Genomic DNA, 10,279 nt, shown 5'->3' on the forward strand with positions numbered 1-10,279 from the left:
GACAAACGCATCGCGAAGTAGGCGCGCCGGCCCCCTTCGACCGCTCACCCCGGCGAATGCCGGGGCCCAGATGGAAGGACGCGGCGTGGGCTCCACAGGCTCAACGCCGATCCCTTCAGCATTTGCGCTTTGGGATCTGGACCCCGGCATTCGCCGGGGCGAGCGGGATGGTGGGCTGGCCCCCTACCCTCGCGGTTTCCGCTTCAGCGCCACGTAGAGCGCCCCCTCCCCGCCGTGGCGGCGGTGGGCCTCGGCGATGCCGGCGACGATGTCGCGCAGTCCCGGCGCGGCCAGCCATTCCGGCGTGCGTCGACGCAGGATCCCGTCGCCCATCATGCCCTTGCCGGTGATCACCAGCACCGCGCGGAACCCCTCGTCCCAGGCGCGGCGCAGGAAACCGTCCAGCGCGGCGCGAGCGCGGTCCTGATCCATGCCGTGGAGGTCGATGCGCGCGCCGATCGGGTCGCGCTCGCGGGCGATGCGGTGCTTGCGGCGCGGTTCGATGAACTCAGGCGCTTCACGCGCCGTCCGCGGCGGCGGTTTCAAAGGCTGCGCGCCTTTCGAGAGCGCGGGCGACGGCTTGGCCGCGGCGGACTTCATTGTCACTTCCGGCGCGGGCAGCGCCTCGGGAACAACCCGGCCGGCGAGCGGATGGATGGTCGCCGCCACCAACGACCACAGGCGTTGCTCGTCCGGCTTCAGCGGCCGTTTCACCGCGGCTGCGGCCCCACCCGCGGCGCCAGCTTGTACATGCGTAGCGTATGGCGCACGCGGCCTGCCTCTGCGCCGGCGCGGGCCCCCTGCCCCAGATAGAGGTCGGCGCGCACCGCGCCCTTGATCGCGCCGCCCGTGTCCAGCGCCATCGCCAGGCGACGGTAGGCCGGAAAGGCGCCGGCCAAGGTCGGGGCTTCGGCGTCCAGCCAGAACAGCTCGCCCATCCGGTGCTGCGAGGCGTCCACCGCGATCGAATAGCCGGCCGGCAGCGGCACCCGCGCCGACCCCATCGGCGGCAAGCCGTCATCTGGGCCCAAGGTGAAGAACACATAGCGCGGATTCAACCGCATCACCGCGTCGGCCTCCGGCCCTTTGTGGGCCGCCAGCCAGTCGCGGATCGCATCGCCCGAGGTGTTATTCGCCGCCAGCAGTCCGCGCTCGCGCATCGGATTGGCGATGCCCACGAACGGCAGGCCGTTGGTCGCCGCGACCCCGGCTTTCATCCGTCGCCCATCCTCCATGGTCAGGACCCCGGAACCCTGGATCTGCAGGAAGAACAACTCCTCCGGCCGCATCCAGGCGAGCGCACGCACCACCGGCGCCTGCTCGATCGCGGCGCGGTCAGGGTATGGCTCCAGCCGCGATCCGACCTTGCGCGACACCACGGACCGTCCCGGCGACGGTGTCGAGACCACCAGGTCGCTGGGCTTTGGGCGCACCGGGGCGCTGAACTCAGCGTCGGGGCGGGTTCGGGCAGGATATTCCGGTGCGAAATAGCCGGTTAGCACGCCTTCGCCGGTCGAAACCTCAGCGCGGAAGTTCTCTTCGAAGAAAGCGCGCGCCTGGCGATCATCAGACGCGGCGCGGGCGCGGGCCCGGCGGCAGACCTCGGCCATGGCGGAGTCGACCGCCGCGCCGCAAGTCGATTGGAACGCCGCGAACGCCGCGGCGTGGTCTTCGCTACGCCATCCTGGAAGATGTGACAGCTCCAGCCGCGGCGCCGGCGCCGGCGCAGGCTGCGTCGGCTGCGGGCGGTTCGGCGACGATGGCCTAGGCCCCGGCTGTTGGGTGGCGCACGCCGCGACGATGAGGGCCGCCACCGCGGCCCCCGCAGGACCGAAACGCACTCAGGCCTCCGCGGCGTCGACGTGGACAAGGATCCAGTTGGGATCGCGATTGCTGAGATTGCGCTCGAACGTCCAGAGCTCGGCGGTGCGACGGTCGTCGACCGCCTCGCCTTCAGCGCCTTTGGTGCGGCTGCGGAACTCGGCCAGGAAGCGCACGGTGGCGCGCGCGAAGTCACCCTCCACGTCGGCCTTTTCGAGGTCGGCGCGAGGCGGGTGCAGGAATTCGACGGTTTCGGTGCCGCCTTCGTTCTCGCGCTGAGCGATGGCGGTCTCGAAGCTGGCCATGACGTTGGGCGCCAGGAGATTGCGCAGCGTCGCGCGGTCGCCCGCGGCGAAGGCCCGCACGGTCATCTCGTAGGCCTGCTTGGAACCCGACAGGAAACGGTCGATGTCAAAGCTGGGGTCGCGGGCGCGGATCGCCGCCAGGCCGCTCAGCGCCACGCCGTCGTCGGCGGGATCAGCCGGCCGGTCGGTCGGACGCTCGGGCGCGCCGGGGCGCGCCTCCGCCGTCGATGCGTCTTCCGGCTGTCGGCCGACACGACGGCCGAGCACCGAATAGAGCTGGTACAGCACGATGGCGGCCAAACCGGCGAAGATGATGAGTTCCAGGATCTGCAAAACGCTCTCAGTTCATACGCTTCGGGCTCAAGTCCCAATATAGGACGGCGGAACGCCCGCGTCAGGGGCGACATTGCATCAGCAGGGTGCGCGTGATAGCTGCCCCGCCCAGTCGACGGGCCCCTCTTCAGCGCCTCCGCAGGCGCAGCGAAGCCGAACCCGCGACAGCCCTTAGCACGGATCAAGTTAAATGACCGACACCGACGCTGGCTCAGCCCAAACCCAAAACGGCCAGCTCACCGAAGAGCCGGGCATCCGAATCCTCGCCCAGTTCATCCGCGACCTGTCCTTCGAGAACCCGCGAGCGCCCGATGCGCTCCGTTCGACCGGGCCGCAGCCGCAGATCGACGTCGGCGTCGAGATGAACGCCCGGGGCCGCGACGACGGTTTCTTCGAGGTCGACCTGAAGCTGTCGGCCCGCGCCAACCGCGAGGACGGCCCGCTGTTCGTCGTCGAGCTGCTGTACGGCGGCGTGTTCGCGCTGAACGGCGTGCCGCAGGAGAGCGTCGAGGCGGTCCTGCTCACCGAATGCCCGCGCTTCATGTTCCCGTTCGCCCGGCGGATCATCGCCGACGTGACGTCCGAAGGCGGCTTCCCGCCCTTCCTGCTGGACCCGATCGACTTCGCCGCAGTCTACGCTTCGCGCAAGGCCGAGGAAGTCATCGGCCACGCCTGACGGGCGTCAAAGCCCGAAGCGCGACCACAACGCATCGGTCTTGATCGCATCGCGCACGAAGGCCGCGTGCATCGCCCGCTCGGCATCCGTGGAGCGCATGCCCATGGGCCTGGGCCGCTCGCCATAAGTGGTCTGGCCGGCCACGGCGACCGCCACCGCGGCGGCCGTTGCGGTTAGCTCCAGTCGACGTTCGCGACCGCCCTTGAGCTCCAGATAGACGCTGGCCAGCAGCCGCGCATCGATGAGCGCGCCATGCTTCTCACGCTCCGACAGCGAGATCTTGAAGCGCTTGCACAGCGCATCGAGCGAATTGTGCATGCCCGGAAAGCGCATGCGGGCGAGCGCCAGCGTGTCCACCCAGCGCGTTTCGTGCAGCACGTCGCGCGCGCAGAGGCCCAACTCGTGGTTGACGAAGGCGCGGTCGAAACTGGCGTTGTGGGCGACGATCGGCGCATCGCCGACAAACTCCAGGAACGCCTCGACCACCACACCCTCGGCGAACTTAGGCTTCCCGCGCAGGAACTCTTCCGACAGGCCGTGCACCTTCTGGGCGTCCGGCGGCATGTCGCGTTCGGGGTCGATGTAGGCGTGAAACGAGCGCCCGGTCGGAATGAAATCCTCGATCTCCAGGCAGGCGATCTCCACCAGCCGGTGGCCTAGATGTGGTTCGAAACCGGTGGTTTCGGTGTCGAGGACGATCTCTCGGGCCATGCCGATTCCATGCCGCGTTTCGCGAGTCGCTTCAATCGCGCGCGGCGTCGCGGGCCTGTCCGCGCAGCGTCGAAATGATCTCGCCCACACGCGCTCGCGCGGCGTCCAGACCCTGGCTGGTGTCGACGACGAAGTCGGCGCGGGCGCGCTTCTCCGCATCAGGCAGCTGCTTGGCGAGGATCGCCTCGAATTTCTCGGCCGTCATGCCGGGGCGCGCCAACACCCGCCGTCGCTGCACATCGGCCGGGGCGCTGACCACGACGACGCTGTCTACGGCCTTCTCGCCGCCGGTCTCGAACAACAAAGGGATGTCCAGCACGACCAGGTCGGCGCCGCCCTCCTCCGCCTCGCGCAGGAAGGTCTTGCGGCGATCCACCATCAACGGATGGACGATCGCCTCCAGCATCGCCAGGGCCGCCGGGTCGGACAGCACCCGCGGACCCAGCGCCTGCCGGTCCACCGCCCCGTCCTTGGTCACGCCAGGGAACGCCGCCTCCACCAGGGCGACCGCCTCGCCGCCTCTCGCATAGAGCGCATGAACTTGGGCGTCGGCGTCGTAGACTGGCAGGCCGGCGTCGGCGAACATGCCCAGCGTCGCCGACTTGCCCATCCCGATCGATCCGGTAAGGCCGATCACCCTCATGCGTCGGCCCCGAGCACAGCCAGGGCCAGGGATCGGACATCGACCTCCGGCGGCGGCGAACGGCCGAAGAAGGCCTCGAACGAGGGCCGCGCCTGGCCGATCAGCATCTCCAGGCCGTCGACGGTGCGAAGACCGGCCGCCTGGGCGTCGCGCAATAGCGGCGTGAGCAGCGGCTTGTAGGTCATGTCCATCACCACGGCGGTAGATGGCGCGGCGTCGAACGGCAGGTCGGACCCCTCCCCCAGCAACCCGGCCGAGCTGGCGTTGACGATGGCGTTCACGCCGGCAAACCCAGCCGCGGCGTCGTCGAGCTTGAACGCCGAGGCCTTCGGTCCCAGCAGGGTGGCGACCACCCAGGCCTTGGACAGCGTGCGGTTGATCAGCCGCACCTCCGGCGCCCCGGCCGCCAGGAACGCCGCGGCCGCAGCCCGTGCGCCGCCCCCTGCCCCCAGCACCGCCACCGGCCCGGCCGCTGGGTCGAAACCTGGCGCTTGGCTTGCGAACGCTGACAGCAGTCCCAGGCCGTCGGTGTTGTCGGCCCAGATCGCGCCATCCGGCTGGAACACCAATAGGTTGGCCGCTTCTGCGGCCTTGGCCCGTGGGGTCGTGTCGTCCGCCAGAGCCAGAGCCTGCGGCTTGAAGGGCAGCGTGACGTTCAACCCGCGCAGCACGCCGCCGCCGCGCAGGCCCGCGATAAAGGCGGCGAATCCGTCTTCCGGCGGCGACACCGCCACGTAAACCGCCTCGATACCGGCGGCTGCGATCCAGGCATTGTGGATGATCGGGCTGAGCGAGTGGCTGATCGGGCGACCGACGACGCCAACGACCACCGATCGGGCTGTGACGGTCGTCATTGGGCGAGCGCGCCGTGGCGGCGCAACAGGTCGAGCAGTCCCATCAGCGGCAGTCCCAATATGGTGAAATAGTCACCTTCGATCCGGCTGAACAACTGCACGCCGCGCCCTTCGAGGCGGTAGCAGCCCACCGATCCCAAGGCTTCGGCGCCATCCAACTCAAGGTATTCATTGAGGAATTCGTCCGAAAACGGGCGCATGGTCAAGGTGGCGCTGACGATTTCGCGCCAGATCGGCGCGCCATCCTGGGCCACCACCACCGCCGAGTGCAGCCGGTGCGGCTTTCCCCGCAGCAAACGAAGGCGTTCGCCAGCGGCCGCCAGGGTGTCGACCTTGTCATAGAGGCCGCCCTCGAACTCGAGCGTCTGGTCGGCGCCCACCACAAGTCCTTGCCGACTGCGCGACACCTTCACCGCCTTGAGTTCGGCGAGCGCATCGGCGATTTCGCGGGGACCCTGACCTTCGGCCAGAAGGGCGACTTTCACCGCCTCCTCGTCCACGCCGGCGATCGCGGTCTCGAACGTCACCCCCGCGCCGGCCAGCACCATTGAGCGAGCCTGGCTCTTTGAAGCCAGAACGACGTCTGACGTCATCCCAACACCTCGACCTGGCCATGGCCGCCATGCATCAGATTAAGAACGGCGGCGGCGGTCTCCTCCACCGAGCGCCGGGTGACGTCGATCACCGGCCAGCCCTGGCGCTCGAACAGCCTGCGCGCGCGCACCAGTTCGTCGCGAACCTCCTCCGGGTCGGTGTAGGTGCTTTCGCGGGTCTCCTTCAGGCTCAGCAGGCGGTTCTTGCGGATCTGCACCAGACGATCCGGCGACACAGTCAGGCCGACCACCAGCGCTCGTTTCAGATCGAACAGCTTTTCCGGCGGGGGCCTGTGCGGCACCAGCGGCACGTTGGCCGCGCGCACGCCTCGGTGGGCCAGGTAGATGCAGGTCGGCGTCTTCGATGTCCGAGACACGCCCACCAGGACCACGTCAGCCTGCTCCAGGTCCTGGCCGCCCTGGCCATCGTCATGGCCGATGGCGTAGTTCAGCGCGTCCATGCGGTTGAAGTAGTCGTTGTCCAGCGCGTGCTGCACGCCCACTCGGCTGGTGATCGATGCGCCCAGATACCGCGACAGGGCCGAGACGAGCGGGTCGAGCGCCGCGATGCACGGCATGTCCAGCCGACGGCAGCCTTCCTCCAAGGCGGTGCGCAGCTGATCGTCGACGATCGTATGGATCACCATGCCCGGCGCCTCCTCGATGTCGGAGAGCGCACGGTCCAACTGCCGCGGCGAGCGCACCAGGGCGTAGATGTGCTCGATCGGCAGGACGTTCTCGAACCGGGCGCAGACCGCGCGAGCTAGGGCGTTCAGCGTCTCGCCGGTGGAGTCCGACACCAGGTGCACATGGAAGTAGGTGGCCAGGCGTTGCTGCGGTGTCAGGGTCATCTGCCGATTTCTGGGGATGGTTTCTGTGTGTCCCTTCTACCGGAGCTGTGAGCGCTTGGGGATAGGGGAGGCTCGATCGTGCGTCTCCGCCGGCGAGGGCGCAAAGCCTGCATAACCTGGCCGGTTTGCGATCTCTCCATCCCCTGCGCCGCGGTCCGGCGCCTGCGCGACCGGGAGTTTTAGACAGCCTTGGGATGGATGACTGGACCTTGCCGATCGGCGCCGGGTCGCGGTTAACGATTCCTTAAGCATTACGAGCAGCTTCGTGGTCATCCCCGCGACTCACAGGCCATACCGGTCAGACCCGATCGCGGTATGGCCAGCTTGGGGAGAAGGTTCGCATTGTCGCAGGCGCGCCTGAGTTGTCCCCATAGCGGGCAGGGCCAACCTGCTACTTCACCTCAAAGAGAATCTAACTCTTAATTGGAGGAAGGAAGGCAGGCGCGCACCGGGCTTGAGCCGATCGGCCGAAGACGATTTAACCGGCGGCATGAACCAGCCCGTTCGCCCTCTGCTGTTGCGCGCCCTCGACGGCGAAACCCTGAAGCGGCCGCCGATCTGGTTGATGCGGCAGGCAGGGCGTTCGTTGCCGGAGTACCGAGAGCTGCGGACGCGGGCGAAGGACTTCATCGCCTTCTGCCACAATCCCGAGATGGCGGCCGAGGCCACTCTGCAGCCGATGCGCCGCTTTCCCTTGGATGCGGCGATCGTCTTCGCCGACATCCTGCTGATCCCCCGAGCATTGGGCCAGGAGGTCTGGTTCGAGGCGGGGGAGGGGCCGCGCCTTGGGCCATTGCCGTCGCTCGAAACTCTAGCGGGCGAGGTCGAGGCCTCCACCGAGCGACTAGCGTCGATCGGCGAGACCCTGAAACGGGTTCGGGCGGAATTGGAGCCGGAGCGGGCGCTGATCGGCTTTGCCGGGGCGCCGTGGACCGTCGCAACCTACATGATCGAGGGCCGGGGCAGCGAACGCTCGGCGGCCCGCAGTTTCATCTACGAGCACCCTGATATTCTCGACGGGCTCTTGCGGATTCTGGTTGACGCCACCGCGCGCTATCTCGTTATGCAGGCGCGTGCCGGCGCCCAGGTGTTGAAATTGTTCGAGTCTTGGGCCGAGGGACTATCAGAGGACGTGTTCGAGCGCGTGGTCGTTCGTCCACACCAGGCGATCGTGGCGCAGGTGCGCGCCGCCGGCGTCACCGCACCGTTCATCGGCTTTCCGCGAGGCGCGGGCGCGCTGGTGGAATCGTACGGGGAGAGCACGCCGGTTCAGGGCATCGCGCTCGACACCCAGGCCCCGCTGGCGCTGGGCCGCCGGTTACAGGCTCGCGGGAAGACCATCCAGGGCGCGCTCGACAACCTGCTGCTGCGAGCCGGCGGTCCGACGCTGGATGCACGCGTAGACGCCCTGCTGGAGGGATGGGGGCAGGGGCCTTACATCTTCAATCTGGGTCACGGCGTTCTGCCGGACACGCCGGTGGCCAATATCCAGCGCGTGGTCGAGCGGGTCACCGGCCGATGACGCGCACGGCGGTGGTGCTGTTCAATCTGGGCGGCCCGGACGGCCCCGGCGATGTGCGGCCGTTCCTCTACAACTTGTTCAAGGACCCGGCGATCATCGCGGTCCCGGCGATCGCCCGCTATCCGCTGGCCGCGCTGATCTCGTCGCGCCGCGCAAAATCGGCCAGGGCCAACTACGCCCTGATGGGCGGTGGATCACCGTTGCTGAAGAACACGCGAGCCCAGGCCCAGGCGCTCGAGGCTGCCTTGACCGAAGCCTACGCGGGCGAGGTCGAGGTCCGCACCTTCGTCGCCATGCGCTATTGGGCGCCGTTCGCCGAGGAGACGGCGAGGGCGGTAGAGGCGTTCGCTCCCGACGACATCGTGCTCGCGCCGCTCTATCCGCAATACTCCACCACTACGACGGCCTCATCACTCACGGAGTGGTCGAGCGTGTATCGGGGAAGGGCCCGAGTGCGTACGATCTGCTGCTATCCGGACGCGTCCGGACTGGCCGCCGCGCATGCGCAAGCCATTGAAAAGACTTGGCATGAAGCTGGAAAGCCCGAAGGCTTGAGGCTGCTTTTCTCCGCCCACGGACTGCCGGAAAAAGTGATCGACGGCGGCGATCCCTACCAGATTCAGATCGAAGCGACGGCGCAGGCGGTGGCGGCGCTGCTGCCCGCTGATTGGGACTGGCGCGTCTGCTACCAGAGCCGCGTCGGACCGCTGAAATGGATCGGGCCGTCCACCGACGAGGAAATCCGTCGCGCCGGCGCCGAGGGTAAGGGCGTGATCATCGCGCCCATCGCCTTCGTCTCCGAGCATGTTGAAACGCTGGTGGAGCTTGATCATGAATATGCGGCGCTCGCTCAAGCCGCGGGCTGTGCACCTTATCTGCGGGCGCCGACGCCGGGGGTGTCGCCCGCGTTCATCGACTGGCTTCGGGACGCCGTGATTGTCGCTCAAGGACGGAGCGAGGCGGTTGGCCCGGCCGGAACCTGGCGTTGCTCTTCCTGCCCCAAGTGCCCGGCGTCGGCGGAGGCCCCATGACCTACGACCTGTTGCGGGGCCTGCATATCCTGGCGGTGATCGCCTGGATGGCGGGGCTACTCTATCTGCCGCGGCTGTTCGCCTACCATACCCAGGCGCAAGCCGGATCGGAGATGGACGTCACCTTCCAGACCATGGAGCGCAAGCTCTACCGGATCATCATGAACCCGGCGATGGTGGCGGCCTGGATCTTTGGCGTTGCGCTGATCTGGTTCGACGGCACGTCGCGGGGCTGGGATTTTCTGGCCCAGCCCTGGATGATCGCGAAGCTGGCCGGCGTGCTGTTTCTCACCTACTGGCACCATTTCCTGGGGAGAGCCCGGGCGATGTTCGCCGAGGGTCGCAATACCCGGTCAAACCGTTTTTGGCGTATGACCAACGAACTGCCGTTCCTGGCCGCCATCGTCATGGTTCTGGCGGTGACAACGGAGTTTGGGAGCCGCTGACGGCCATACCGTTTGCAATTTCGGCTTGACCTTCCCATGTTGACGTGGTTCCGCTGAGATACGCGGAAAGGGTTTGCGCCCTGGCCGCGCCCCGCCTTATCGCCGGCGCCGCGCCCACTGGCTGCAGCAGCCGGCCCCCACGAACGACCTGACGCGTCACGCGTCCCACGCCTATTCCTCAAGCGCCCGGAGTCCGTCTCGGACCCCGCTGTCGCATCCTGTTTGACGAGATATTCAATGAACGAAGAAGAACAAACCGAAGTCCTGGACCTGCCCAACGACACGCAGGACGGTCAGGTCGACGGGGATTCCGGCGCTGATGGCGGCGACGAGACCTCTGAACTCAGCGCCGCGGTCGCAGCGCTCGGCCTCACCCGCATGTCGCTGCAGGAGCTGAAGGACAAGTCGCCCGCCGACCTGCTCTCCTTCGCCGAGACGCTGGAGATCGAGAACGCCAACTCCATGCGCAAGCAGGATATGATGTTCGCGATCC

At 67.7% G+C, this 10,279-nt stretch carries 13 protein-coding genes; 5 read left to right on the plus strand and 8 right to left on the minus strand.

Features of this window, described 5'->3' with window-relative positions:
- Nucleotides 1-183: 183 nt before the first annotated feature.
- From Q8R27_RS02985 to timA, 3 genes are read right to left on the minus strand one after another with little or no spacing between them, the layout of a single operon-like run.
- A complete protein-coding gene (locus Q8R27_RS02985) occupies nucleotides 184-714 on the minus strand; it encodes a Smr/MutS family protein (protein WP_305697617.1) in 531 nt (176 codons plus the stop codon).
- On the minus strand, nucleotides 711-1,841 hold the full coding sequence (locus Q8R27_RS02990) for an MltA domain-containing protein (protein ID WP_305697618.1): 1,131 nt from the start codon (nucleotides 1,839-1,841) through the stop codon (nucleotides 711-713). The genes Q8R27_RS02985 and Q8R27_RS02990 overlap by 4 nt, the downstream gene beginning before the upstream one ends.
- Nucleotides 1,842-2,453, minus strand: coding sequence for a TIM44-related membrane protein TimA (gene timA, locus Q8R27_RS02995; protein WP_305697626.1), 612 nt, complete (start codon nucleotides 2,451-2,453; stop codon nucleotides 1,842-1,844). It abuts the gene before it with no gap.
- 196 nt (nucleotides 2,454-2,649) lie between these two features.
- Here timA and secB point away from each other — a divergent pair, with 196 nt between their 5' ends.
- Nucleotides 2,650-3,135 carry a protein-export chaperone SecB gene (gene secB, locus Q8R27_RS03000; RefSeq protein ID WP_305597726.1) on the plus strand — a complete coding sequence of 162 codons (486 nt, stop codon included), beginning with the start codon at nucleotides 2,650-2,652 and terminating at the stop codon, nucleotides 3,133-3,135.
- 6 nt (nucleotides 3,136-3,141) lie between these two features.
- Here the strand turns inward: secB and dnaQ are convergent, their stop codons facing one another.
- The 5 genes from dnaQ to Q8R27_RS03025 are packed head-to-tail and all read right to left on the minus strand — an operon-like array spanning nucleotide 3,142 to nucleotide 6,787.
- Complete coding sequence (dnaQ, locus tag Q8R27_RS03005; RefSeq protein ID WP_305697619.1) at nucleotides 3,142-3,846, minus strand: DNA polymerase III subunit epsilon; 705 nt, start codon at nucleotides 3,844-3,846, stop codon at nucleotides 3,142-3,144.
- Between the two features lie 31 nt (nucleotides 3,847-3,877).
- Nucleotides 3,878-4,489, minus strand: a complete 612-nt coding sequence (gene coaE, locus Q8R27_RS03010) for a dephospho-CoA kinase (RefSeq protein WP_305697620.1) — start codon at nucleotides 4,487-4,489, stop codon at nucleotides 3,878-3,880.
- On the minus strand, nucleotides 4,486-5,343 hold the full coding sequence (locus Q8R27_RS03015) for a shikimate dehydrogenase (protein WP_305697621.1): 858 nt from the start codon (nucleotides 5,341-5,343) through the stop codon (nucleotides 4,486-4,488). Before Q8R27_RS03015 ends, coaE begins: the two co-directional genes overlap by 4 nt.
- Nucleotides 5,340-5,936, minus strand: coding sequence for a Maf family protein (locus tag Q8R27_RS03020; RefSeq protein WP_305697622.1), 597 nt, complete (start codon nucleotides 5,934-5,936; stop codon nucleotides 5,340-5,342). The genes Q8R27_RS03015 and Q8R27_RS03020 overlap by 4 nt, the downstream gene beginning before the upstream one ends.
- Complete coding sequence (locus Q8R27_RS03025) at nucleotides 5,933-6,787, minus strand: pyruvate, water dikinase regulatory protein (RefSeq protein WP_305595741.1); 855 nt, start codon at nucleotides 6,785-6,787, stop codon at nucleotides 5,933-5,935. Before Q8R27_RS03025 ends, Q8R27_RS03020 begins: the two co-directional genes overlap by 4 nt.
- Before the next feature lie 490 nt (nucleotides 6,788-7,277).
- Here Q8R27_RS03025 and hemE point away from each other — a divergent pair, with 490 nt between their 5' ends.
- From hemE to Q8R27_RS03045, 4 genes are all read left to right on the plus strand, one after another.
- Entirely contained in the window at nucleotides 7,278-8,309 is a 1,032-nt protein-coding gene (gene hemE, locus Q8R27_RS03030; RefSeq protein WP_305697623.1) for a uroporphyrinogen decarboxylase, read from the plus strand.
- Complete coding sequence (gene hemH / locus Q8R27_RS03035; protein ID WP_371134638.1) at nucleotides 8,306-9,340, plus strand: ferrochelatase; 1,035 nt, start codon at nucleotides 8,306-8,308, stop codon at nucleotides 9,338-9,340. The genes hemE and hemH overlap by 4 nt, the downstream gene beginning before the upstream one ends.
- A complete protein-coding gene (locus Q8R27_RS03040; RefSeq protein ID WP_305697624.1) occupies nucleotides 9,337-9,786 on the plus strand; it encodes a CopD family protein in 450 nt (149 codons plus the stop codon). The genes hemH and Q8R27_RS03040 overlap by 4 nt, the downstream gene beginning before the upstream one ends.
- 237 nt (nucleotides 9,787-10,023) lie before the next feature.
- Nucleotides 10,024-10,279, plus strand: a 256-nt coding sequence (locus Q8R27_RS03045; protein WP_305697625.1) for a Rho termination factor N-terminal domain-containing protein, incomplete at its 3' end; no start/stop codon positions are given.

Source organism: Phenylobacterium sp. (assembly GCF_030697305.1).
In the GTDB taxonomy this organism is placed as follows: domain Bacteria; phylum Pseudomonadota; class Alphaproteobacteria; order Caulobacterales; family Caulobacteraceae; genus Phenylobacterium.

Coding starts and splice junctions, on each gene's coding strand:
- Q8R27_RS03020 (WP_305697622.1), bottom strand. CDS start 5,936: ATGACGTCAGACGTCGTTCTGGCTTCAAAGAGCCAGGCTCGCTCAATG.
- hemE (WP_305697623.1), top strand. CDS start 7,278: ATGAACCAGCCCGTTCGCCCTCTGCTGTTGCGCGCCCTCGACGGCGAA.
- hemH (WP_371134638.1), top strand. CDS start 8,306: ATGACGCGCACGGCGGTGGTGCTGTTCAATCTGGGCGGCCCGGACGGC.
- secB (WP_305597726.1), top strand. CDS start 2,650: ATGACCGACACCGACGCTGGCTCAGCCCAAACCCAAAACGGCCAGCTC.
- coaE (WP_305697620.1), bottom strand. CDS start 4,489: ATGAGGGTGATCGGCCTTACCGGATCGATCGGGATGGGCAAGTCGGCG.
- Q8R27_RS03040 (WP_305697624.1), top strand. CDS start 9,337: ATGACCTACGACCTGTTGCGGGGCCTGCATATCCTGGCGGTGATCGCC.
- dnaQ (WP_305697619.1), bottom strand. CDS start 3,846: ATGGCCCGAGAGATCGTCCTCGACACCGAAACCACCGGTTTCGAACCA.
- Q8R27_RS03025 (WP_305595741.1), bottom strand. CDS start 6,787: ATGACCCTGACACCGCAGCAACGCCTGGCCACCTACTTCCATGTGCAC.
- Q8R27_RS03015 (WP_305697621.1), bottom strand. CDS start 5,343: ATGACGACCGTCACAGCCCGATCGGTGGTCGTTGGCGTCGTCGGTCGC.